The sequence below is a fragment of the Leptolyngbya sp. FACHB-541 genome (assembly GCF_014695875.1).
Classification (GTDB): Bacteria; Cyanobacteriota; Cyanobacteriia; order Elainellales; family Elainellaceae; genus JAAUTN01.
In genome coordinates this window covers 1-23,440 of sequence record NZ_JACJPC010000122.1, presented here as the reverse complement: position 1 = coordinate 23,440, position 23,440 = coordinate 1, and the positions used below count along the sequence as shown (strand labels likewise).

The 23,440-nt window shown below is 48.8% G+C and carries 20 protein-coding genes, 1 tRNA gene and 1 pseudogene; 10 read left to right on the top strand and 12 right to left on the bottom strand.

The window, feature by feature from the left end:
• The first annotated feature begins 82 nt into the window (after positions 1-82).
• On the top strand, positions 83-2,221 hold the full coding sequence (locus H6G00_RS27130; protein WP_190799109.1) for a CapA family protein: 2,139 nt from the start codon (positions 83-85) through the stop codon (positions 2,219-2,221).
• A gap of 92 nt (positions 2,222-2,313) precedes the next feature.
• Positions 2,314-3,180: an aldose epimerase gene (locus tag H6G00_RS27125; protein ID WP_190799129.1), complete on the top strand. Its 867-nt coding sequence runs from the start codon at positions 2,314-2,316 to the stop codon at positions 3,178-3,180.
• Positions 3,181-3,287: 107 nt separating this feature from the next.
• On the opposite strand, the gene H6G00_RS27120 is transcribed toward H6G00_RS27125, so the two are convergent.
• A complete protein-coding gene (locus H6G00_RS27120) occupies positions 3,288-3,935 on the bottom strand; it encodes a hypothetical protein (protein WP_190646737.1) in 648 nt (215 codons plus the stop codon).
• Between the two features lie 163 nt (positions 3,936-4,098).
• Here H6G00_RS27120 and H6G00_RS27115 point away from each other — a divergent pair.
• Positions 4,099-4,170 (top strand) — tRNA-Gln (locus H6G00_RS27115).
• Between the two features lie 16 nt (positions 4,171-4,186).
• Positions 4,187-5,107, top strand: coding sequence for a DMT family transporter (locus tag H6G00_RS27110; protein ID WP_206757021.1), 921 nt, complete (start codon positions 4,187-4,189; stop codon positions 5,105-5,107).
• Here the strand turns inward: H6G00_RS27110 and H6G00_RS27105 are convergent, their stop codons facing one another.
• Both H6G00_RS27105 and H6G00_RS27100 read right to left on the bottom strand, forming a co-directional pair.
• Positions 5,108-7,666, bottom strand: coding sequence for a zinc metalloprotease HtpX (locus H6G00_RS27105; RefSeq protein ID WP_190799107.1), 2,559 nt, complete (start codon positions 7,664-7,666; stop codon positions 5,108-5,110).
• A 172-nt stretch (positions 7,667-7,838) separates the two neighbouring features.
• A complete protein-coding gene (locus tag H6G00_RS27100; protein ID WP_190799106.1) occupies positions 7,839-8,456 on the bottom strand; it encodes a hypothetical protein in 618 nt (205 codons plus the stop codon).
• 231 nt (positions 8,457-8,687) lie between these two features.
• Here H6G00_RS27100 and H6G00_RS27095 point away from each other — a divergent pair, with 231 nt between their 5' ends.
• The 3 genes from H6G00_RS27095 (at position 8,688) to H6G00_RS27085 (ending at position 11,771) form a co-directional block, all read left to right on the top strand.
• On the top strand, positions 8,688-10,070 hold the full coding sequence (locus tag H6G00_RS27095) for a hypothetical protein (protein WP_190799105.1): 1,383 nt from the start codon (positions 8,688-8,690) through the stop codon (positions 10,068-10,070).
• Between the two features lie 133 nt (positions 10,071-10,203).
• Positions 10,204-11,124: a hypothetical protein gene (locus H6G00_RS27090; RefSeq protein WP_190799104.1), complete on the top strand. Its 921-nt coding sequence runs from the start codon at positions 10,204-10,206 to the stop codon at positions 11,122-11,124.
• Positions 11,125-11,213: 89 nt separating this feature from the next.
• The gene (locus H6G00_RS27085; protein WP_190799103.1) at positions 11,214-11,771 is read left to right on the top strand and encodes a hypothetical protein; all 558 of its coding nucleotides are present in this window, start codon (positions 11,214-11,216) and stop codon (positions 11,769-11,771) included.
• Positions 11,772-11,832: 61 nt separating this feature from the next.
• On the opposite strand, the gene dnaA is transcribed toward H6G00_RS27085, so the two are convergent.
• A complete protein-coding gene (gene dnaA / locus H6G00_RS27080; RefSeq protein WP_190646744.1) occupies positions 11,833-13,230 on the bottom strand; it encodes a chromosomal replication initiator protein DnaA in 1,398 nt (465 codons plus the stop codon).
• 372 nt (positions 13,231-13,602) lie between these two features.
• Positions 13,603-14,610, bottom strand: coding sequence for a ribonuclease HI (rnhA, locus tag H6G00_RS27075; protein ID WP_190799102.1), 1,008 nt, complete (start codon positions 14,608-14,610; stop codon positions 13,603-13,605).
• A gap of 313 nt (positions 14,611-14,923) precedes the next feature.
• On the opposite strand from rnhA, the gene H6G00_RS27070 reads away from it, so the two are divergent.
• Genes H6G00_RS27070 through mnmE form a run of 3 tightly spaced genes read left to right on the top strand, consistent with a single transcriptional unit; the run spans position 14,924 to position 17,797 of the window.
• Positions 14,924-15,658: a hypothetical protein gene (locus H6G00_RS27070; protein WP_242042526.1), complete on the top strand. Its 735-nt coding sequence runs from the start codon at positions 14,924-14,926 to the stop codon at positions 15,656-15,658.
• Between the two features lie 57 nt (positions 15,659-15,715).
• Positions 15,716-16,378, top strand: coding sequence for a phosphoribosylglycinamide formyltransferase (gene purN / locus H6G00_RS27065; RefSeq protein WP_190646746.1), 663 nt, complete (start codon positions 15,716-15,718; stop codon positions 16,376-16,378).
• A 36-nt stretch (positions 16,379-16,414) separates the two neighbouring features.
• Positions 16,415-17,797, top strand: coding sequence for a tRNA uridine-5-carboxymethylaminomethyl(34) synthesis GTPase MnmE (mnmE, locus tag H6G00_RS27060; RefSeq protein WP_190799101.1), 1,383 nt, complete (start codon positions 16,415-16,417; stop codon positions 17,795-17,797).
• A 12-nt stretch (positions 17,798-17,809) separates the two neighbouring features.
• On the opposite strand, the gene H6G00_RS27055 is transcribed toward mnmE, so the two are convergent.
• The 7 genes and pseudogenes from H6G00_RS27055 to H6G00_RS27025 form a co-directional block, all read right to left on the bottom strand.
• The gene (locus tag H6G00_RS27055; RefSeq protein ID WP_190799100.1) at positions 17,810-18,541 is read right to left on the bottom strand and encodes a J domain-containing protein; all 732 of its coding nucleotides are present in this window, start codon (positions 18,539-18,541) and stop codon (positions 17,810-17,812) included.
• A gap of 127 nt (positions 18,542-18,668) precedes the next feature.
• A complete protein-coding gene (gene cysK / locus H6G00_RS27050) occupies positions 18,669-19,631 on the bottom strand; it encodes a cysteine synthase A (RefSeq protein ID WP_190799099.1) in 963 nt (320 codons plus the stop codon).
• Between the two features lie 68 nt (positions 19,632-19,699).
• Positions 19,700-20,137 carry an Rrf2 family transcriptional regulator gene (locus H6G00_RS27045; RefSeq protein WP_190799098.1) on the bottom strand — a complete coding sequence of 146 codons (438 nt, stop codon included), beginning with the start codon at positions 20,135-20,137 and terminating at the stop codon, positions 19,700-19,702.
• 270 nt (positions 20,138-20,407) lie between these two features.
• A complete protein-coding gene (locus H6G00_RS27040) occupies positions 20,408-22,087 on the bottom strand; it encodes an iron uptake porin (protein ID WP_199318734.1) in 1,680 nt (559 codons plus the stop codon).
• Between the two features lie 64 nt (positions 22,088-22,151).
• On the bottom strand, positions 22,152-22,412 hold the full coding sequence (locus H6G00_RS27035; protein ID WP_190799097.1) for a hypothetical protein: 261 nt from the start codon (positions 22,410-22,412) through the stop codon (positions 22,152-22,154).
• Between the two features lie 66 nt (positions 22,413-22,478).
• Positions 22,479-22,760: a 4a-hydroxytetrahydrobiopterin dehydratase gene (locus H6G00_RS27030; protein ID WP_190799096.1), complete on the bottom strand. Its 282-nt coding sequence runs from the start codon at positions 22,758-22,760 to the stop codon at positions 22,479-22,481.
• A 536-nt stretch (positions 22,761-23,296) separates the two neighbouring features.
• A pseudogene (locus tag H6G00_RS27025) lies at positions 23,297-23,440 on the bottom strand (photosystem II protein D2); the annotation flags it as partial.

The following is a 23,440-nucleotide window of genomic DNA, read 5'->3' as shown; positions in this document are numbered from 1 at the left end:
GCCAATCTGCCAGTTAGTTTAGGGAATGAAATTTAATTCTCAAGTAGTTTAATATTCGGTGTGATGGTGAGGAATAAACCCAATGGCTAATCAGGTTAATGGTGGCAGTTTGTATCCGCTGTCTACAGCCAACTTGGCACGGGTTGGAGATTTACGGGCGATCGCTCAATGGCTCAACGCTTGCCTTGTCCCTCAAGGACTTCAGGCGAGGGTCGGTGCTACTAAACCTGGTTATTTGAGAGTATTGGTGGAGTTTGAGCGATCGCCTGAGCGCGATCGCCTAATTCGGTTTATTTGTCACCGCCTCTGCAAACTGAACTCTAGCCAGATCAAAGGGGTGCAAGTTGTAGCTCAGCGGGCAGGCACCTCAAAAATTGTTTGGAAGCAATCTGTTCGTATCAATACCCCTGCCAGTCGTACCTCAAACCCGTCTCCGCCACTGCTAACCGCTGTCCGCAGTTCTGCTTCCCTTAAGCCACGGCAAGCTGCTCCATTAGGTCATTCGGTCAGCCAACAGCTTCGATCTCGCTCCCTACTGATTGGTGGGTCTGCGGCGGCTGCATTTTTAGTGGGCTGTGGGTTTGAGGTGCTAATTCAGCACGCTGGAGCTTTGGCTTCTCAGTCTGGGGCACCCGAAGCAACTGAGGTTAGTACGTCTCAATCAATGGACCAGCGGAGTAACACCGTTCAAACAGACCAGGACGAGGTAACGGTATTTCAGCAGCCTGTCCTCAATCCCGATGACCCAACGGTCACATTAACTTTTGGAGATGATGCTGCCTTGGGAACCGTTGGAGCTACTTCTACACTGCGGGTTAGCTCAACTGGAGGAAATCAGTCTAGTCGAGCTGACGTTGCTACGGCTCACCTGGATGCACCCTTGTTACAGATTCAGCCAGATTCTTTAGATGATGAAACAGCTCCAGAACAGCTTCAAACCCTAATTGATAGCCAGGTCGATTTAGTCAGTTTGGCTAGTGAGCAGGTAATGGAACAAGGAGCAGATGGGCTTGAGGAAACCCTAGAAACTTTAGAACAGTTTGGTATTCACTCAGTTGGAGCCGGACGCAATCGCCGTGAAGCGAGCCGTCCTGAGATTCTAGATGTGAAAGGGCAACGCATTGCTTACTTAGGCTATTCTGATTCAGATTTAAATGCAGCTAGAGATAGGGCGGCCGGAGTCAATGCTAATCCTGATCGCCGAGTGTCCGCAGATATTCAAGCAATCCGCGAACAGGTGGATTGGGTTGTAGTGAACTACCACTGGAGCAAAGATTTAGAAGCCTATCCAGCCGACTGGCAAGTTGACTTGGCGCATTTGGCAATTGATCAGGGTGCTGATCTAGTGGTGGGATATCATCCGAATGTGCTGCAAGGAGCCGAAATCTATAAGGGTAGAGCGATCGCCTATTCCCTCGGCAACTTCATCTTTACTCAGAATGACGATACGACTGAGGACATTTCAGCAGAAAACTACGATACAGCGGTTTTGAAAGTTTCTCTGCGAGAAAACCAGATGCGGCTGGAGTTTTTGCCTGTAGAAGTGCGGCAAGCTAAGCCAGAAATTGTTGAGGGTGAAAAAGCTGATCAGATTATGCAATATATGCAGCAGGCTTCTAGCCCGTTTGCTCAGCCAATCCAGTCGCCAGTGGTGTTAGACAAGCGATCGCAAGATGCGCCTCCAGAAATTCTTCCTCCAGAAATTCCGGCAGAAATTTCTGTCCCTGAACCCGATCAGCCCTCCGTTCCTGATTCTGAGCCGTCTCAGCCTTCTGACTCTTTCATCACCTATCCAGATGCTTCTACCGATGAAACGCAGTCAGACAGAGTGCAGCCAGACGTGATACCTGTAGAACCATCAGAACCGTTCACGACTTATCCGTCGCCTGAATCAGACATCCCAGATGATAGCTCTGAACCCTTTCATGCTTGGCCCGATGCTCAACTCCCAGAGACTGACACGGACGATGCTGCTCAAATAAATGCAGTTCAACCAGAACTACAACAAACGGCTCCTTCTGAGACGGATATTACTTTACCTTCGCCCGTAGAACTGACTCAAGCTGAGCCAATTCAGATTGAGGAACAAATTGCTGAGGGCGAGACTGAGGATGTGGCTAGTGAGAGCGATCGCCCTCCAGCATCATCGGATCAACTCACAGTTTTGAAACCCCAGGTTTCTCTACCTTCATCGGAGCCGAATACTAAGCCAGCACTTTAGCAAGGTTCTGTTGCTTCGTGCCCACCAGTAACACTTGATTGCTATAGTCACCTTGATTGCTATAGTCCACCATGTGGAATTGGGAGAAGCCTGTGTTTGCGATCGACCTTGAGCAAAAGCAATATAAGACTTACATCCTCTCCGACCAGATTGGACAATCTCGTCTTGAGGTTGTCCCAGAGCGAGGCGGCATCATCACCAGTTGGCAAATTCGCGGTAAGGAGATGCTTTACCTTGATGCAGAGCGGTTTGCCAATCCCGAATTAACCGTGCGAGGCGGCATTCCTATCCTCTTCCCCATTTGCGGGAACCTGCCGGACAATACCTATACCTACCAGGGGCAGTCCTACACATTGAAGCAGCATGGTTTTGCTCGCGATCTACCCTGGGAAGTAACGGACCGAGTCACCCAAGATGGGGCTAGTCTAACGCTGGTGCTAAACAGCAATGACCAGACTCGCGCCGTCTACCCATTTGACTTCCAGCTCATTTTTACCTATCGATTACAGGGCAATAGCTTGGAAATTCACCAACGCTACACCAACCATTCCGCTGAAGCAATGCCCTTCTCCACTGGGCTACATCCCTACTTTCAAGTTTTTGATAAAACTCAGCTTCAGTTTGAGATTCCTTCTAACCAATTTCAAAACCAGCGAGACAAATCTGTCCAATCTTTCTCTGGGCAATTTGATTTTGACCTGGATGAAATTGATGCATCGTTTTGGCAGCTTTCTGGTCAATCTGCGGCAGTTGCCGATTTGGGTCAACAAACTCGATTAAAGCTAGATTATGCCCCCCTTTACTCGACCCTCGTGTTCTGGACGGTCAAAGGCAAAGATTTTTATTGTCTGGAGCCTTGGAGTGCTCCTCGCAATGCTTTGAATACGGGCGATCGCCTGACTCATCTAGCATCAGGTGAAACTTTAGAAACCGTTGTGCAATTGACCGCTGACTTCTAAACGTTGACCTCTAAACCTGTCTATCAAACGGGCATTGTATCTATTTTGTAGACACAATGCCCATCTCCCAAAAATCAAAGTTTTTAGGATTTCGATCACGCGTTGCATTACTGCTGGCGGACTCGATAGCTGCCAACAATCGTTTCAGCATCAGCATTGTAGTCGGCATAAGCCTTGTTAATGCCGTACAAGTTGAGAATGAAGATCGTGTCGCCACGCTGTTCAACAAAGCTAATTGCGTCCAGATCATTCCCATCGGTATCGCGACCCACCCAATCGACTCGAATGCTGCCATCAGGCTGAATTTGAGAACCCTGCCACGCCACATCCTCAAGTCGATTTTCGTATTCTTCTTTAAGAGCTTTCTCCAGGTCCTCTGTACTCAATTCCCCGCCTTGAGCAGCCCCAAAGTCGACTGAACCACCAAAGCCCTTGTCAGCAGAGACAAAGGCAATGCCACTACCAGTTTCCTGGTGGGTGTAGCCTTCTGGAAAAGAAATTTGGAAAAGGTCGTTTGGCTCCTGGTAACTCGTTGCACCCGATGCGGCAGGAACCTCAGCAGAGGGAGAGGACTCTTCTGAGGTTTCAGACGAGGAGCTACCACCTGGAGAAACGACGACAACCTCAGGAGAATCAGCCGGTGGAGACGCAGGCGATTGAGCCTCATTTGATGAATTGGTGGATAAGGAACCACAAGCAGAAACAACTACTGCCGAGACAATCAACAAAGCGGAAAACAAGGGGGAATATTTCATCTGAGTCTGTATTTACTGAAACACCTCTATATATCTACATTGACAGGTTAAATGAGTACCGAAGCATTACTGAAACTTAGTCAGAATTTTATGGAAACAATCTTTTTGGATTTGCTTGACACATTCAGGGAATAAACTGGTAAGATTAACAAGGCTTCGTTGGTGGGGCGTAGCCAAGTGGTAAGGCAGCGGGTTTTGGTCCCGCCATTCCTAGGTTCGAATCCTAGCGCCCCAGTTTTATGAAAAGCTCTATGTCAGACCAACCTTCTCACTGGAAAGTTGGTCTGATTCTCATGGCGGGTGTGCTTTCCGCCTCGACCGCTGCAATATTTATTCGATTGGCACTGGAAGCAGTTGAGGTTAACAGTGTCGGCTTTAGCTTGGTGCTAGCGGCTTCGCGCTTAACCCTGGCGGCGCTGTTTTTGATTCCAGCCTGGAGAAGTTTTTGGACTACCCAGTTTCAACGCAGTGCGCTGAGTTATTCGGTGGCAGCAGGTTGTTGCTTGGCAGTGCATTTTGCCAGCTGGGTTACTTCTTTGTCTTACACCTCTGTTGCGGCTTCTACGGCACTGGTGACGACCAATCCCGTCTGGGTCGCGATTCTATCTTGGTTATGGTTTGGTGAGAAGCCATCGTTAAAAACTGGACTGGGAATTGCGATCGCCCTAATCGGCAGTCTATTAATCGGACTGGGCAGTTCTGGCGGTAGCCCCATCAGCAATCCGTTGTTGGGCAATTTGCTGGCAGTAGCAGGATCTGTGGCAGTCAGCCTGTATTTCTTGTTGGGTCGAGAAGCTCAGCGGCGAGGCTTGGGAATTAGCAGCCATATCGTCTTGACTTACACAACGGCTGCGCTGGTCTTGTTGCCTCTGCCATTGTTCTTTGGGGTTGGCTATGTGGGATATCCCAGTCAGGTCTACCTCTGGATTGTGCTGATGGCGGTGTTTCCTCAGCTGATTGGTCATACCAGCTTTAACTGGGCGGTGCGCTGGATTTCCCCAACTTTAGTGACGCTGACAATTTTGGCAGAACCCGTCGGTTCTGGGGTTTTGGCACTCCTGTTCTTTCAGGAAAATCCAGGAATGCAGGTGGTTTTTGGGGCAGTCGTGATTTTAGTTGGAGTGGCGATCGCCGCGCTAGGAACCACCCCAACTGCAAAAAACACCAAATAATTAGAAGCCACCTCGAATAATTAGGTAGGCTCCGCACACTGCAGCCAAAAAGCCTAGAAGGGTGGACCAGATTGGATGGGCACTTTGAACTTTACGAATACTGCCAGCAGCAAGATCTCGTTGGGTCTGGAGCAGTTCCAAATCAATCCAGGGAGTTGCACCTCGACGAAACCAACCTGTAATTGTGACAGAGCGATTGACTAGCTCGTTGGGTCGAGGAGACTGCGGCAGCAGGTTACCCAGTTGCCCCAACTGAGAGCAGTGATGAATTTTGATCAGCCCTGTCTGGGTGTCCAAGATCAGGTCTTGCCCCAACCAATTGCCAATTCCCTGACGACCTAACAACTTGCCCTGAAGCTGCACAGGTAGACTGTCAATGGGCAAAGACGCAGGATTTTTAAGCAAATCTGGCAGTGATGGTTCAACCTTCAGGTTGGAGGGCTTGATATCGGGAAAGAAGGAGTTGATTCGCAGGAAGGTACCGACGCTAAAGCCAATCGGGATTAGCGCTAGAAGAATACTGCGATCGCCCCAAAGCCAATCCAAACTGACAATCTGCATCGTATCTGCAATACCACCGATCAGCCACAGCGCCAGCGCAACCAGGATTCCTAAGGGTACACCCAAAAAAGGAGCCACCTGAAGCCCAAATCGTTGCGACCAGCGAGACGAAATGTAGACGGGCTTGCTATTCAAGTCAAGCTCTGTCTCCAGTCGCCAATGACGGGCATAAAAAGTTAAAAGTTGAAGGCGATCGCCCAGTGGTGGATGAACGTTACTAATTGCTAACCAATTACGGTAGGGATTGCTGCGATCCCATTCCAGCACCGGCTCTAGCGGTACGTGAGCATAGATGCTGCCCAGACTTAAAGCAGTTTGATAGCCTACAGGCGCGAGCAATTCAAAACTTTCTATCAGGTTGCTAGTTTGCCTCTGGCAACGAATTTCTTCGGTTGTGCCAATGGCAATTTTGAGCAGTGCTCTGGTTAAACCATTCGGATTTCCAGTGATCTCGACAGCAGTGCGATCGCTGTAGTAAACCCGCAATCGCGATAGCCACAGCCCTGCCCAGCGAAAAGCTCGATACAGCCAGTAGCCAACAGCCGCAACGACCGCCAGACTACCGCGCAGGAAAGGGTTCTGCTGGCGATCGCCCCACTGAGCCGCTTGCCAATAGAGCAGATAAGGGAGCTGAGTCACCAGCGCCACTAGTGACAAAATGGCGAAGTCCCAGTGCGCTATGTGCGCCAGTTCACCCGCACAAATTGCTGCGATTTCGTCATCGGCAAGCTGTTCTAATAACCCTTGACTGACTACAATGCGGGCTTTGCGTGGCAGACAGCCATAGGTTAGAGCTAGAGGTGCGGTGGTTGGCAAGATGCCCAGCGCTGGCACTGTCCAGCGTCGCTGTCCACAAATTCGCTTTAACACTCTAGCTGATTCTGGGCTGTAGTTCTCTAACCGAGAAAGATTCAGCGACTTTAGCCCATAAAATCGCCGCAGCAAAAAGTCTAGTATCCAGGGAGAGCCACAAAATAAAGCGATGAGTGGGTAAATAATCCACCAGGTGGGGTCAAAGCCATAGACAACGAATTGATATAGACGCAGCGTAGAAAAAACGGTATTGGACGCTAGATGCGCCACTTCTAGAACGGCTCGAATGATCCAAAATAGGGCGATCGCCGTGCCAATCTGGGCTAACCACAGCCGCCATTGCTTGACTGTACCGAGTGGTGTCCAGCGTTGTGCCCTGCCTGCCTGTCGCCACCTTGGGAAGTAAGCAGGAGTTGAATCGTGTTGGGGATCGGTGGGTTGAAGCGGGCGATCGCCCAACTGAATTTGAGTATGCGACTGAATTTGGGTTGGTAATTCAGGTCTAGAAGTTACACCTGAGTCTTCTACATCCGCAGGAAAAACAAATGGATTCGCCAAACTAGTTTCGCCAGTCCCAGTTTCATCCATCTCCTCCTCATCGACAGGCTGGATCACTGTACGATTTTCAGCTCGAGGAATTGATGGGCGCGAAACATTTGCTGAAGACGAATTAAGCGGAACGAAACCTGTCGCATCCGCTCCTGCCAAACTTGCATCAGAACTTTCAGACGAATTTTCCAGCGGAACGAACCCCGTCTGGTCTAGTTTAGAGTTTACCGAGCGTGAAGCTGGCTCTTGTGGGGTGACGGATGCGCGGCGCGAGTGAGCGGCTTCACGTAGGGCTGAGCCTGCCTGGGGATAACGTTGGGCGAGATCTGACAGGGTTTGGGCGGCCCACGAACGGGTGCGCTGATTGGCGCTGGTTGAAAGGGTTTGGCAAAGCGCGATCGCTTGTTCGACTTGCCCAATTTCCTGATAAGCCTTCACGAGTGCCATTTGCGCCTTTAGCACCGTTAATGGGCGAGTGGCTTGCAGCGCTGGCTTCAAGGAAGCGATCGCTGCTGCATAATTCTTTTGCTTCAAAGCCCTCAGCCCCTCATCCAAAGATGAATTCAAGGGCTGATCAGGGTCATCAAAATTAGAAGGAGTCGCGCCCAACTGAGCGGAGTCAGAAAAATCTTCCATGTTGCTCCACCAGGGTAGATGTGAAACGGCTAAGGGGTGTCACCCACCACCTTGTATATTGCCCATTTTCTTCTGCCCAGGGATCTTACAGAACAAGAATTAAATATTTCAAGTAGATGGCTGCTTTCACCAAACGGGAAAGTATTCCTTCACAGGCATTCTCCTCCACACTCTAGTTTCGTCCTAATTGCTGTTGGGCAACCTTGCAAGCTGCCAAGATTCTATGATCGTTGGGGCTGACCGTGTCGATTTGGTGGTAGCCCGTCAAGTGGAGAGAGGCGATCGCCGAGTTGCCAACCGTTGCAACACTGGTGTCTCGCTGCAACTCTACTGTATGGGCATATTCAGACTGATCTTCACTATTCACCACCGTCAGTTCTAAATGCTCAACCTCTGGCTCACCATAAAAACAGTCAAACGAAGAAGTTGGCATATAAAACGCTCCAACAATTTGCTCGTCGTTTGCTTCAAACACCAAGTAAGTTGAACCAACCTGATCAGCTTCTGGAGATTGCCCAAATACATAAGTTCCATCGGGCAAAGTTTGCTGATTTGTAGCCTCAAATTGGGCTAAATCAGTAGACCGACTGACTATATTTGTCACATCTAATGTAGACCGATCGGCTACTTCTGGCACTTCAGCCCCATGCGCCTTTACAATGGGGAATCCCTTTGCCATCAGGCTCAAGGCAAGTGTTAACAATAAGCCAGTTAGTGGCTTCTCTAAATAGCGCCAAAAGGAGCGGCAAAACTTTGTGGAAGCAGCATTCGAGAGAGATAGGTCTGACATGGTGGTAGGGGAAGCATCTGAATGTCAAGACTATCTCGCTTTTCAAGGGTCTACCTGGTGATTGAAACCAAGCTTGAATCGTGATCTTGAACTCAAAAACGGGTGATTGAGAACGGCTCTAGCGATGATTTAAATCACACAAACAACGTTACGTTACAGATGTCGTGCAGAGATTGCAGCAAAGAATTAGTATTTTCATTACAGGGCACTCAGGGAAATCGGAGCAACTGTATGCAGCTCGATCAAGATAAGAAACGATGCTTGGATAGTTTGGTCTGGGCAATTGAGCAGTTGCATGGCGATTTGCAGATGCATCGTCTGCATCGAACAGCCGATTTGATCATTCAAACCATGACAGGTCCCTGGCGCTTTTTTCACACCCCCGAACACATCTTTGAAGTGGGTGGAACGGTTGGCGCAACTGGGGAAGCAATCGAAGTTTTGGCAGCTTTATTTCACGACCTGGTTTATGTCCAAGTTGATCAGGGGGTCAGTGTCAACATCAGCAGCTACATCTCCCCTTTTGTTAAAGAAGATTGGGGTAAGCTGATCATCCGCGATCAAGATGAGTTGGTAAGCGATCGCCTTTTTGACCTAGTTGCCGCTGTCTTCGGCTTTGTGCCTGGTCAGATTTTGCCAATGGGCGGACAAAATGAATTTTTGAGCGCTGTTATAGCTGCTAAGTCTTTAGAAAACCTGTTGCCGCTTGACATCATTGCTCAAATCTTAACCTGCATCGAAGCAACCATTCCTTTTCGTCCCAAGTCTGCTTCAGGCTTGAGCGCTAGTGATGTTCTATATCAGCGCTTAATGGACATTAGCCAGGATTTTGGGTTTAGTTGGACGGATGAAAAAACACAGTCCATTGTCAAGCAAGCTGTCCGCGTTTCCAATCGAGATGTTGAAAACTTTGCTTTTACCAGTTCAGCTCATTTTTTAGACAACACCTGGAACCTGCTGCCTGAAACCAATCATCACCTCAAAAGTGCCAGTTCCTACACAGTGCAAGGCTATCGCACCTCCATCCAGAAGATGGAAGGCTTTATGAGCTTCCTCAAGCCTGAACTGGTATTTCAACAATTTAAGGGAGAGCCAGACGATCAGACCTATCAAGCATTGGTCGATCGCACTCGCAAAAATCTTGAAGTCGCTCGCCTTTATTTAGGAGCTAAGCTCGTTTCAATTGGCATTATTGAAGCGCTTTCTTTCAGAATTGGGCGAGACATTCCAATCTCTACAATGATGGGAGAGTTGCCCTCTACCGCTCATTCCGCTGCCCAGCTAGAACACTTTATTCCCACCATTTCAGCTCATGTGCCACCTGCAACGGTTTTGGAAAATGAAGTATTGGAGCTATTAGAAGTTGGGCGTAGCCTCAACTCTTCCTATGATGTAAAAAATTCACCGATCGCCACTTTTGTAGTAAAGTCTGTTGGCTTTGCAGAACTGCGAAAGATGGTAGAGCAAGCTAAAGCTTTCTTTAGGGACGATATTTCATCTGAAGAATTCCTCTCAAGCTGCGATCCGGATGTGGTTAGAACAGTAACAAACGGCGTTTTAGAACTATTTGAAAGCCGTAAAATTGCGCTAGGCCAATTGACGCGATCGCCTTGAGAGAATACAGTTAAGCAGCGATCGCCCCCACTCTACGCTCCACCAAAGTTAAAAATTGATACCTCCAGTTCAGCCAAAGGACTCAGAGCAGTACGCTGCGAGAATCAGGAAAAAGTTTAGCGAGGTCATGATTATGAACCTGCGACGAACTCATATTTCTGCTCGGTGGCTATCTTTATGTTTAGGTGTCGGATTGTGTGGATTCGTTGGGGCTACTGCTCAGGCACAACTTGCACCAACAGCCCGCTACGCTAGGGGTGAAAACGTTGATTTAGCGCTAATTATTCAAGAATGGAAACAGAAGCATCCCGACGTGCCGGTATTTGCTTGTGTTTGTGATCAAGCAACTTGCGATGCTACTTCACGCTGGCCATTTCGCAACTTTAGCCAGTATCAGTTTACAGTTGCCCTGGGGTCATTTAATGCTGACTATAACGAAAGCTTGGGATTTAACTGTTTTGACATTCAAACAGGACTGGCTCCCAATGCTCCAGATCCGGGAGAGCCAAACCCTTCATCACAAATCGAAGTTTTAGATGAAGGCAGGCGATTGCGCGGTCAGTGGTTCGGAAGTACGCAAGAGATTGACATTACGGACTGGAATATCAACGTTTTAGATGCGCTGGATTGTTCTGGACCAGAAATTGTAGACCAGCGAGAGTTTAATGGTCAGCGTGTAGTGGGAGAGCTAGCCATCGACCCTGAAACGGGCAATATTGCCGTCGGTGTGCTGCTGACAGAATGCGCCGAAACCCAGCAAACTGCAATTTTTGTCATCGATCCACAGCCGGGTGGGTATGCGCTTTATCGAGTCCAGGTGCCTGGCGGTCGCTCTTTGCCCAACGAGTTTTCAACCTATCCCCTCAACAGCTTAGTAGGGTTGCAGTATTGGGATCGCTATCTGCTAGTACGGCATGGAGATGCATCGGGCAGTGAAGCTCTACTAGTATTTGAGCCTGCCAGCACACCAACTGGAGAGTATAGCGACTGTATCGAATTGCAGCAGATTGAAGGACGAGGGCTTTGCCCTGTTACAGAAAACCGGGGATCATAGTTCAACCTTTTAGCAGGAGCGATACGAGAAATACCAAATTTTTGTAAACGTTTGGGATAAAATCTTCGAGTTCCCTCAAGCAAACGTTGATGAACTTAAAACTTTGGGTGCCTTCGTTTACGGTGATGGTGCTTTTGTTGGGTCATGCCACAGTGCAGCCTGTCCACGCTGAGCCAACTGCTCATATTGCTCGAGCAAGTTGGCAGGTATTCTCGCCTTCTGCGGGAGGTTTCAGTGTTTCGATGCCCGGTCAACCAACAGAACGCTTGGTTCAAGAGTTTCTGCACATGTTCTCAGTTGAGCACGACGGCAGAATTTACGCTGTAGGTTATGCAGAGCTAGACCAGGAAAGGTTAAATGCAGCATTGCAAGAAAATCCAGACGGATTTTGGAATGGAATCAGGCGCGGACTGCTGCAAGATGGGGAAGCTGATTTGACGGGCGATCGCCCTATCTCTTTAAACGGTTACACCGGCAGAGAAATTGAATATGAGGATGCGGACGGGTTGACTGGCAAAGTCAGAGTTTTTGTCGTAAACCAACGCCTCTATCAAGTGATGGCGGTTGAGGTAGCAGACGGCAGCGACATCGAAGACTCCGAGGAAGCCGAGGCTTTTTTGGAGTCTTTTCAGTTGTTGGCACAGTAGGTAGGGGATTAAAGGTTGATTCTTGCTTTAAAGAAACCAACCTTTAATCAAAGCCTATCCCCTACTTCCCCTTCTTCCGAGGCAAATTTGGAGTTTGGCTAGATAAATTGATGCGATCGCTTAGCTGTCTCAGCGTCCTTGCCATTTCGGGGTCGCTGTCCTTGAGTTGGGCGATTTTTTCGCAGCTATACATTACGGTTGTGTGGTCTTTGCCGCCAAAGACTTCTCCAACTTTAGGCAAGCTCAAGTCGGTGTGCTGGCGCATCAGGTACATGCCGATTTGTCTGGCGACGCTGATTTCGCGGCGGCGAGAGGTGCTTTTGAGGTCTTCGATGGAAACTTTGAAGGTCTCGGAGATTGCCGTAATTACTGCTTCGGGAGAAGCTTCGATTTGATCAACAGGCGGATTTAGCACCGGAGCGATATTTTCTACCGTCATCGGCAAACCGGAGATGGAAATATACGCCACCGCCCGAATCAGCGCCCCTTCTAATTCTCGGATGTTAGAGGTGTAGCTGGAGGCGATGTATTCAATCACCTCGCGAGGCAGGCGCATGTTTTCGTATTCTGCTTTCTTTTGCAGAATCGCCATTCGCGTCTCCAGGTCGGGCGGCTGAATGTCAGCGATTAAACCCATTGAGAAGCGAGAACAGAGCCGTTCCTGAAGCCGAGGAATCTGGCTGGGAGGGCGATCGGATGCCAGCACAACCTGCTTACCCGCCTCGTGCAGCGTGTTAAAGGTATGGAAAAACTCTTCCTGGGTGTATTCCTTGCCTTCGATGAACTGGATGTCGTCTACCAGCAGCACATCCACTGCCCGATAGTGTTCTCGAAAGCTCTGCATGCTGTCCTTACGGATGGCAGCAATCAGGTCATTGGTAAACTGCTCCGTTGAGACGTAGAAAATTCGAGATTCATCGTCAATCTCCAGGCGATAGTGCCCGATCGCCTGCATCAGATGAGTTTTACCCAAACCAACCCCACCGCAAAGAAACAGCGGATTAAACTCGCGGCCAGGGGATTCAGCGACCGCTAAAGAGGCAGCATGAGCCATGCGGTTGTTGGAACCAACCACAAAACGGGAAAAAACATATTTAACATTCAAATCGGTTTGCTTGGCTCCCTGGGAAGAAGACTGTTCAACGGGAGGCACCTCTACAGGTAGGGGCCACAGCATATCTACATCCTCCATCCCCTCCATCTCGCCTCCGGGTCTGACGTTGATGTGGATCTCGACCGGATGTCCCAACACCTCGTGAACGACGTCATTCATCGTCTTGATGTAGTACTTCTGAATCCAGTTGCGGGCAAAGGGATTAGGTGTGCAAATGACCAGGCAGTTTTCGTCTAGTTGTTCAACGGTAGCAGACTTGATCCAGGTTTCAAAGGTAGGGCGGCTTAGCTGTAGTTCTAACCGCTCTAGCACTTGACTCCAAAAATTTTCCGGGACGATTTCCACGACAGACCTCTACCGCTAACTGCCAGACGACTAATTTAATCGACACGATGCCCTGCTGCGCCTGGTTGTTTTACCAGATGTTACAGATGTTGCTCACTATGAAGAATATTGGGATGGCTCTGGATTAACTAGCCTACTAGATATGCTGTTTGAACGCCAGATAAAAATGAGTGAGATCTAAATATAGTGAGGGAGCAGGGAAAGCAGAATAATCGATGCTTATACAGATCGATGCTCATACAGTGAGAAGAGCGCAATGGTTACTGAGCAAGTTTTAGCATTGCTCATCCCACGGTAGATGCTATCTACTTAAAGAAATTTACATCTTCAGCCCATCAAGACAGGATGAATTAGCTTCATCCCTCATCCTTCTCAATCCACTCGCTCTAGCTGCCAAAGAATCTGGTTTCCTTCACGGCGCACCCTAGAAACGACCCAATTTCGCCAAACCCAATTGTCTCCCCGACTGGTGACGGCGCTGGCGTTAACGTCCATCAGGTCAGCCAGTTCTGAACTGGTGATCAAATAGCCTTGACTGGCAACTTCATCCGCCATTCGCAGAGTCTCTACCAAGTTTCGTAGTTGGGCAACCCTGACTTCACGGGGAAGGTCGGGAACATCAGACGTAGCTGGAGGAATAGAATCTACCATAGCTGGGTCAAAGGGAACAGCGTCAGCAGAGATGCAACTGGATTGTATCGTCTCTGAAATGTTCCCATTAGTGGCGGTTGCATCAAATATTGCATCAGTTGATGAATTTTTTACCGAGTGAGCATCAGACTGTGAGAATTCTTGCTCTAACGTTAGCGTTTGGGGCGATCGCCCTTCTCCCTTCACAATTTGCTTAATATCTCCAGGAGTTCGTGCTGTGCTAATCGGTTGCTCAAAAGATAACTGCCGTAGCACAGGTTTTTTACCCAGAGAAAAAGCACGAGCAATCTGATCGCAGCGTTCATTTCCTTCGTTGCCTGTGTGTCCCCGCACATATCGCCATTCCACCGGAGCATTCAGGTGCTTTTTCACCCGCAGATTTAGTTCATCGAGCAGTTCCCACAAATCTTGATTGAGAACAGGTTTGCCGGTTGAGGTTTTCCAGCCTTTCTTTTTCCAGCCCTGGATCCACTTGGTGATGCCGTTTTTGACATATTCGCTATCGGTGTAAAGGTGAATCGGTTCAGTCTGGTCGAGGGTGGGCAGAAACTCTAGAGCGGCGATCGCCCCTTGCATCTCCATGCGATTGTTCGTTGTGGCTGGGTCTGCTCCACCCAGTTCGTGAATGGAACCATCACTAAAGTAAATTACCGTTGCCCAACCACCAGGGCCAGGATTGCCAGAACAGGCTCCGTCTGTATAAATACTCTGAATCGTACGAGAAGACATGGGCAGTGGAATGAGTCGAGCGTGATTCAGGTTATCACAGACGGAGGGGAAAGGATGAGGAATGAGAGATCAGGAATAAGGGATGAAGTAGGGGTTTAGCGTTTGGCAGCAGATTCCAAGACAGCTCCACAGAACTTTGCCCAAATGCTAAATCCTTGGACGGCTATGTAAAAAACCCCAGTCCTCCTGCAGTTAGAAGAAAGCTAGGGCTTCCTTAAAGCGGTTCTCTAAGGAAAAGCTGGATAGTATCCCCCAATCATTTAGGATCGCGATATGAATTACCTTTAAAGAGCGCGCGGCTAGAGGATGAGCGATGACTCGTGAAATGACGGAAAAGGTTGATTTAAGCCAGCTATCTACAGGGGCTTTGAAAGAGCGATTATTGAAAACGGTTGAGGGTCGAGATTCAGAACCGTTAAATCAAAAGGTGCTTTTTTATAAGCAAGAATTAGAGCCGCTGTTTGCAGAATTGAGCCAACGCAATCCCTTTCCCAACGCTGAAGATCAGTTGCCCTTGGTGCCTGGAGTTTGGCTAACGGTTTGGTCTACCATTCCTTACCAAGACATTTTTCCAGGGCGAATTTTTGCCCAGTCCTATCAGATCTTTCATGACGATGGCTATTACGCCAACATTGCCCGCTATGCACCGGGGCACAAGTTTCCCATTCTCAGCAAGTTGTCTAACATTTTGCTGGCTTATGACTTTATGATTATTCAAAAGTTTGAGGTGCAGGAAGGACAGTGGATCATTCAAAACGTTGGGATTGAGCAAGCTTTTCGATCCAGAGCAATTCCTCTCAATATTGAACGAGCAGACAGTTGGTTTACGTCAAAAGTTGAAGTGAGGCGATCGCCCTCCTCAGCTCATGCACAATCTAACTCTCAGTTTGGCAAAGTAGACAAAAGTACAGCTAAAAAGTTTGAGCGAATTTCAACCGCTTCTCCTCAGCTTGAACACTTATATATAGATGCCGATTTTCGTCTGGTCAAATCTCAGCGCGAAGCAAAACAGCGTCCCTCATACACGATCGCCATTCGTCAGCAATGATTCCAAACACTTCTGAATATCATCTGAATATCATCTGAATATCAATAGTCCTGCGTTATGACACCGCATGAAGCCGAAGTTAGTCTTGTTTCTCCTGACGTTTTACAATTTCCAAGTTCGTACATTGCACCCTTGAAATTGGGTGTGTTGGCTTCTGGCAGCGGTAGCAACTTTGAGGCGATCGCCCAAGCTATTTCTAAGCAAAAGCTCAATGCTGAAATTCAAGTCTTGATCTACAACAATCCTGATGCTAGAGCAGCCGAAAGAGCCAAGTACTGGCAAACTCCGTCTGTTTTACTGAATCATCGCGATTTTCCAGATCGAGAAATATTAGACGCAAAGATTGTCGAGACTCTTCAGCAATATGAAGTTAATTGGGTAATTATGGCCGGATGGATGCGGCGAGTAACGGACGTGCTGATCAACGCCTTTCCCGGACGAATTCTCAATATTCACCCTAGCCTCTTGCCCAGCTTTCCAGGAATGCGAGCAGTCGAGCAGGCGATCGCGGCTGACGTTAAAATTGCAGGCTGCACAGTTCATCACGTGTGGTTAGAGGTTGATAGTGGCCCGATCGTGATGCAGGCAGCCGTACCCGTCTTTCCCCACGACACCGTTGAAACGCTGCATCAGCGTATTCAGGTGCAGGAACACCGAATTTATCCAAGGGCAATCGCTCATGCTGCCGCTGAATATGAGATGGAGCATTTCCGTCGGTGAAGCACTTTTATTTCTAGTGGAGAGACTGCTTTGAATATGACTGCAACCGGGGTTCCAGGCAATACGATCGCGGCGATCGCCACTGCGATTGTGCCCCAGCAGGGTAGCGTCGGCATTGTGCGCCTCTCTGGGGCAGAAGCAGTGGCGATCGCCCGTTTGCTATTTCACACTCCTGGTCGTCAACCTTGGGAAAGCCATCGCATTCTTTACGGCTACATCCGCGATCCTCAGACCAAGGAACTGATTGATGAGGCGCTGTTGCTGCTAATGCTGGCTCCTCGCTCTTACACCCGTGAAGACGTAGTAGAGTTTCACTGTCACGGCGGCATCATGGCGGTGCAGCGAGTGCTGCAACTATGTTTAGAACAGGGCGCGAGACTGGCAGAGCCGGGAGAATTTACCCTACGGGCATTTCTAAATGGGCGGCTCGACCTAACTCAGGCTGAAAGCATTGCTGATCTAGTGGGAGCGCGATCGCCCCAAGCAGCCCAAACAGCCCTCGCCGGACTTCAGGGGAAACTAGCACAGCCCATTCGCCAGCTTCGAGCCACTTGTCTAGAGATTCTTGCAGAAGTCGAAGCGCGAATTGATTTTGAGGAAGACTTGCCACCCCTGAATGAATCTCAGGTAAAAGCGCAACTGGCTCAAGTTTTGGCAGAGGTGGAGCAGATTCTCGCAACGGCTGACCAAGGAGAATTACTCCGAACAGGGTTAAAGGTAGCGATCGTCGGTCGCCCCAATGTTGGCAAATCCAGTTTGCTAAATGCCTGGAGTCGGAGCGATCGCGCGATCGTCACTGACCTTCCTGGCACCACTCGCGACGTAGTCGAATCTCAGCTTGTAGTGGGCGGAATTCCGGTTCAGGTACTGGACACCGCAGGCATTCGAGAAGCGACTGATCAGGTAGAGAAGATTGGCGTGGAGCGATCGCGCCAAGCGGCTCAAGCAGCTGATTTAGTACTGTTGACCATTGACGCTCAAACTGGGTGGACAGCAGCCGACCAAGAGATCTTTGAGCAAGTGCAGCATTGCCCCTTAATTCTCGTAGTCAACAAGATTGATTTGGCAGCGTCTGTATCTTTGCCGCCACTACCCCAGGTAGCTTCCGTCGTTAAAACCGCAGCGGCTCACAGTGAGGGCATTGACGCTTTAGAACAGGCAATTCTAGAAACAGTAAAAACCAAAAACCTAACCGCAAGCAACTTAGATCTAGCGATCAACCAGCGTCAAGCTGCTGCCCTTACCCGAGCAAAAGCCGCACTTCAGCAAGTACAAACGACGATCGCCGAACAACTTCCCCTAGACTTTTGGACGATTGATCTTCGCAGCGCAATTCAAGCCTTGGGTGAAATTACAGGTGAAGAAGTCACTGAATCTGTCCTCGATCGCATCTTTAGCCGCTTCTGCATCGGCAAATAGTTTCTACTAACCTTACATCAGATCTCCTAATGCCGCTTGCGCCTCTCGTCGCAACCCTTTAGCAATCCGAAACAGCTCTTGCCCTGTATGCAGATAATGTTCGTCATAGCTAGAGGTAAAACGCTCTAGTTCATCAATGCCATCTCCGACCTGATTTAGACAATAGTAAAGATGAGCTGCTACACCTGCTACATTCGACGGGTTTGGCATTGAGCGAAAAGAACGCTGAGCTTTTTGCAGATAATCTCGACAGTCATCTAAATAAGTTTGAAAGTCTTCAAGCAGTTCATCATCAAAGGGGTCAGCTGAGAGATCATCAATCTGCTCTTTCAAGGGGTTCAGAATGTGACTGATCATTCGATTAACGGGCTGATAAACCTGGTTGAGCCACTGCTGAAGCTGTTCGTCTGTGTCTCGTCCGGTTTGCCGCTGTCGATACTGATTTTGCGCGGCAGCCGTTCGCTGTTGACGATTGTGCCAGGATGGGGAGCTTGTCCCGCCATAGGCACCGGCACTTCTCATCTGCCTCGAAAAGCTTAGCTCTCGGTCATAGGACTGCCGCCGCTGCGGATCGCCCAAAATTTCGTATGCAGCATTAATCCGTGTAATTCGATCATTGTTTGCAATTTCACGGTTACTGTCGGGGTGAAACTGCTTAGCCAGGCGACGATAGGCTTGCTTAATTTCTGCTTGACTCGCCGCTGGATCAATATCCAGGATTTCGTAGTGATTAGAATGCGCCATAAGCCCATTGTAAACATTTGACCGTCAGCAAAACTAACGGTCACTAGCTCAATTTTTAAGGGAGTAAAAGTAGAGTTTTGCTTTACTTTCACTCCCTCATAGCCAAGTCTTGTTTAACTTGTCTTCGTTAGTTCATGACCATAGCAGCAGTAAGTTCTGGGTCTTGAAAGAGCGGTGTACTGAGATATCGTTCGCCAAAGCTGGGCTGCACCATCACAATCAGCCGTCCCTCATTCTCAGGACGACGAGCTATCTGAATCGCAGCAGCCAGAGCCGCACCGCTAGAAATTCCTGAAAGTAACCCCTCTTCACGGGCAAGCCGACGACCATAGGCGATCGCCTCCTCATCCGGTATCGTAATTACTTCATCGATTAAATCGACTCTCAAAACTTCAGGCACAAACCCTGCACCAATGCCTTGGATCTTGTGAGGGCCAGGTTTGCCACCCGAGAGAACTGGGCTGCTAGCAGGCTCTACGGCGATCGCCTTAAAACTAGGTCTGCGCGGTTTCAGCGCTTCTGCCACACCCGTGAGGGTACCGCCTGTACCAATCCCTGCAATTAAAAAATCAACCAGTCCGTCTGTATCTTCCCAAATCTCCATAGCAGTCGTTTCACGGTGAATTTGGGGATTAGCAGGATTACGAAACTGTTGCAGCATATAGGCATCAGGTAGCCTATCCACAATTTGCTGAGCCCGCTGAATACACCCACCCATTCCCTCAATACCAGGAGTTAGCTCTAGCTCTGCCCCATAAGCTCGCAGCATCGCTCGCCGCTCCGAACTCATCGTTTCAGGCATCGTTAAAATTAACCGATAACCCTTTGCCGCTGCTGCCATTGCTAGAGCAATTCCGGTATTACCAGAAGTTGGCTCTACCAAAACTGTCTTCCCAGGGGTAATCAACCCTTCTCGCTCAGCTACCTCAATCATGTTGACCCCAATTCGGTCTTTGACTGAGGCAGAAGGGTTCATTCCCTCTAACTTGACAACAATCTGTGCTCTACAGCCCTCGGCTTGCGGAATTCGGTTTAGCTGTACAAGTGGCGTGCGACCAATCAAACGAGTAACATCGTGAGCAATACGCATGGCTTTAGATATTGATAAATTTTGAATACTGGCTTCAAATGCTTAATGGCTTTTAGGATTTTCCCGACTTAGATGTAATACATCAAGTCGAGCTGTTGTCTGGAATCCCGCTTTTCAGCTAAGTCTTGAAGGGTATGCTTTTGGAGCACTGCCTCAGCGGCTAGACAAGCCTCTTTCCAAACCTCCCAAATCACCATACCCTCTACTGATTTTGTGCCCTCTTTAGGTTCAGGAGGCTGAGAATCTAAACCTTCAATTGACTCAACTATGTCCAGCAAGCTAATTTTCCAAGGCTCTCTAGCAAGGATATAGCCACCTCTAGCACCACGCTGACTACGCACTAGACCAGAACGTCTCATTGTTGCAAGGAGTTGTTCTAAATAACGGTCAGGAATGTTTTGCTCAGCCGCGATCTGCCGAATTTGCAGCGGCTCTCCGCTATCATAGTGCGCTGCGAGTTCCAGTAGTGCAAGGATAGCGTATTCACTTTTACACGAAAGTTCCACAGGCAATCTTTAGGAAGGGGATCATTACTGTTAGCTCATGATGGTTATCTCATAGAGCTATCTCCAGTATACCCCGGTTCTCCAGTGGGGTTTTGCAGGTTTACAACAATTGTCCGCGCAATTTATGACTGTAATACCGTTTCTCTTCAAAGTTGAGACTTTAATATTCGTGCTCCCTGAGGGGACTACGAAGACAAGACTTAAGAATTAAATAAGGGGGCGAGAAGCATTGCCTCTCGCCCCCTTTATAGAACTAAATCATCCCAAAATTTAGAAGGTGAAGGTAGTTCTAAGTGCACCGATGATAGTGCTGTCACTATCATCTCCAAAGGGATCTTCAATCCAGATCACGCCAGGAGTGATAGAGATGTTGTCGGTCAAACGATAACGATAGAAGCCCTCAACCAAGAAGCTAGTCTCGATGTCGGTGCCAGGAACAGCAGTATAAGTAGGTACACCAGCTAAAATTCCGAGCAGGTTGCCTTCTCCACCTAGGTCAGGGAAGGCAAGAGTTCCCTGATAGCTCCAAGACTCAGCATCACCAGGAACACCAGCAATGTCGGTGTAGGCAATACCACCACCAATTTCGATACCAGGGATGAGTCGGAAGTTAACCTGACCACCGTAGGTGTTAGCAGCCGCATTATCAGCACCAAATTCAGGGCTGTAAGAGTGAACGTAGGTGACAGCTGCATCAAAAGCATCAGACAGCCAAGTCAACTGACCGATTGCGCTGTAAGGACCGTTGAACAGTCCAGCGCCAGCATCAGGGTTAGCGGCATCAGTAGCAACGTAGCCTCCATCCAGGGACAAATTGTCGGTCAACTGGATGATGGCACCCGCGCCTGCACCGCCACCTGCGTTGAAAGCATACTGACGAGGGAAGCCAAAGTCAGAGATAGAACCCTGACCACTGCTGTCCAGTGGGCTGATGGTGCTAGCAACGAAGTCATCTACATCGTAACCGTTAGCTGCGATCGCAATCTCAACGCGCTCGCCCAAGGGGAAGGTGTAAGCTAGGTCATCCAGCTCGAAATCGCCTTCGGAGTCACCGCTGAACGAGAAGCCAACCGGATCAGAATCAAAGTCCTGAATGTTGCGAACTTGGAAGCGAGTTCTCAAGCGGTCTTGACCCGTGAAGCTGGTATCAAAGTTGAGGCGAGCCCGGTAACCGAAGGTGATTTGATCGTCAAACGCTTCATCTTCGTCAATCACACCAGCAACAGCGAAGATGGTCTCACCACGAAGCTTAGTGGTTGTGGAGAATTGGTTTGCTTCCAACTCAGCGGTACGGGCTTCGAGTGCATCCACTCGTCCACGCAGGGTCGCTAGTTCAGCTGCAAACTCTTCCTGCAAGCGTTGCAGAGTAGCCAAGTCTTCCCGGGTTACGGCTTCAGCCAAACCAGCAGCAATTAATTCGTTCACGCGGTCAAGAGCAGCGTTTAGACCGGCAGCAAACTCGTAACGAGTCATGGCACGGTTACCGCGATAGGTGCCATCGGGATAACCCGCGATTACACCGTAGCGCTCAACTAGAGACTGGAGAGCTTGGAATGCCCAGTCGGTGGGTTGAACGTCTGAAAGTTGAGAAATAGACGTAACCTGGTTGATGCTGTTGACGTTGCCCTCGTTGCTATATTCCATGATTTGCTCAAGGGAATCAACAGAGGTCGTTGTGTTAGCAGGCGCAGCAGCAGGCGCAGGTTGCTCAACTGGAACTTGAGATAGCTCAACCGGAGCTTCAACTTCAGCAATTGGTTCAACAACTGGCTCAAGCTCAGCTACTTCAACAACAGAAGCTTCTGACTCAACAGCAAGAACCTCTGCGCTTAGAGCTTCAGATTCGGGAGCTGCAGTCTCAGCTGAGATCGCTGGAGTCGAAACAGCTAAAGCAGTACCTAGCAGAGCTGGTGTAACCAGCAATGATTTCCACAAAATTTTGCTAATCATGATCCTCACACCTATGTTCAAGAGGGACTTTGTAATCTATTACAGCCCACTCAAAAAGATAGCATTATGTTTTGCAAAATTCTACATTTTCCAGCACATATTGCAAAGACTTTAGAAGTTCTTGCTCTAGAGCAAGATTTGACAATGCAGCGGGCACAATTTGGTTTGGTGTGAGGGATAAGCTTTCGGTCAGTAGCTGATTGGATTCACACCGAGAACACTCGGATTGGTAAATTTGAGGGCTGCAAGGAGTGCCGCAATCTTCTAAGTAGAAGTATCCCAGTGTAAGCAGCTTTTCGCCAAATTTACCAGGAGCAGTTGTCATGCTCGCTCCCATTGAAGCTTCAGCAACAGGGTTTCTACAGAGAGCTAAATCTATTCAACAGCGGCTCTACTCAATACGATCAATCGTCTTCGCCATTGCAAAATCCTTCTCTGTTAACCCTCCTGCATCATGGTTGGTCAGGGAAACGGTCACTTTGTTGTAAGAAATGACTAAATCGGGGTGGTGCCCTGCAGTCTCAGCGGGGTCAACAAGCCGATTAACAAAGGCGATCGCTTCTACAAAATCCTTGAATTTACGAACTCGCTGAATTTCTTTACCCTCTAGTGTCCAGCCCGACAATTGAGCCAAGCGCTCCTGAATTTCAGTTTCGTTAAGCAATTGAGCCATAGTTCCTAGCTCCATTTCTAATTTCTGCTGAGTTTTTAAATAAATCAGCTTCAATAAAATTTTGCCCTTTAAAAAACTATCCGCTCTCACCGGGAGGCAAATAACTAAAAGTTAGTAAGCCTTATGGTGAGAGCGGTGTAGCGGGTCTTCAGATTGAAACTAGACTGCCGGGAGGAACTCTATGCCAACCCAGCATCTCCTAGAGGACTTAGCTCCAAGGGAAACTAAGATTAACTACTAGAGAGCAGCCCCGGCGCACAGCCAGCTATGTCCAACCTGATGACCCATGGTTTTACTACTATCTTGCATGGGCATCACCTCCTTGTCCCTAAACGGTTTATTTTCAAGAGGCAGAGCATTTCACTCTGGGTGTTATCCACCTGAATGCTAATGTAACACATCCACCCGAATGTGTGGTGATTGAAAACTGAAATTCTTAAAAAAAAGCTCCTGCCCGGAGACAGGAGCTTTTTAGTTGATGAAAGACCGAACTCTTAAGAGAAGAGACTGTCTAAGTTTTGGTCAAGTAAACAAACCTACAGCGCGTTACCGCGAGGCAGAACCTCTTCAGGGAAAGTGAAGTGTTCATGAGGCTGGTCTTGAGGAGCCATCCAAGCGCGGATGCCCTCGTTGAGCAGAATGTTCTTGGTGTAGAACGTCTCAAACTCAGGGTCTTCTGC

Coding starts and splice junctions, on each gene's coding strand:
- H6G00_RS27095 (WP_190799105.1), top strand. CDS start 8,688: ATGCAGCTCGATCAAGATAAGAAACGATGCTTGGATAGTTTGGTCTGG.
- H6G00_RS27110 (WP_206757021.1), top strand. CDS start 4,187: ATGTCAGACCAACCTTCTCACTGGAAAGTTGGTCTGATTCTCATGGCG.
- H6G00_RS27055 (WP_190799100.1), bottom strand. CDS start 18,541: ATGGCGCATTCTAATCACTACGAAATCCTGGATATTGATCCAGCGGCG.
- mnmE (WP_190799101.1), top strand. CDS start 16,415: ATGACTGCAACCGGGGTTCCAGGCAATACGATCGCGGCGATCGCCACT.
- H6G00_RS27120 (WP_190646737.1), bottom strand. CDS start 3,935: ATGAAATATTCCCCCTTGTTTTCCGCTTTGTTGATTGTCTCGGCAGTA.
- H6G00_RS27035 (WP_190799097.1), bottom strand. CDS start 22,412: ATGACAACTGCTCCTGGTAAATTTGGCGAAAAGCTGCTTACACTGGGA.
- H6G00_RS27130 (WP_190799109.1), top strand. CDS start 83: ATGGCTAATCAGGTTAATGGTGGCAGTTTGTATCCGCTGTCTACAGCC.
- H6G00_RS27040 (WP_199318734.1), bottom strand. CDS start 22,087: ATGATTAGCAAAATTTTGTGGAAATCATTGCTGGTTACACCAGCTCTG.
- H6G00_RS27105 (WP_190799107.1), bottom strand. CDS start 7,666: ATGGAAGATTTTTCTGACTCCGCTCAGTTGGGCGCGACTCCTTCTAAT.
- H6G00_RS27070 (WP_242042526.1), top strand. CDS start 14,924: ATGACTCGTGAAATGACGGAAAAGGTTGATTTAAGCCAGCTATCTACA.
- rnhA (WP_190799102.1), bottom strand. CDS start 14,610: ATGTCTTCTCGTACGATTCAGAGTATTTATACAGACGGAGCCTGTTCT.
- H6G00_RS27030 (WP_190799096.1), bottom strand. CDS start 22,760: ATGGCTCAATTGCTTAACGAAACTGAAATTCAGGAGCGCTTGGCTCAA.
- H6G00_RS27100 (WP_190799106.1), bottom strand. CDS start 8,456: ATGTCAGACCTATCTCTCTCGAATGCTGCTTCCACAAAGTTTTGCCGC.
- H6G00_RS27085 (WP_190799103.1), top strand. CDS start 11,214: ATGAACTTAAAACTTTGGGTGCCTTCGTTTACGGTGATGGTGCTTTTG.
- H6G00_RS27090 (WP_190799104.1), top strand. CDS start 10,204: ATGAACCTGCGACGAACTCATATTTCTGCTCGGTGGCTATCTTTATGT.
- cysK (WP_190799099.1), bottom strand. CDS start 19,631: ATGCGTATTGCTCACGATGTTACTCGTTTGATTGGTCGCACGCCACTT.
- purN (WP_190646746.1), top strand. CDS start 15,716: ATGACACCGCATGAAGCCGAAGTTAGTCTTGTTTCTCCTGACGTTTTA.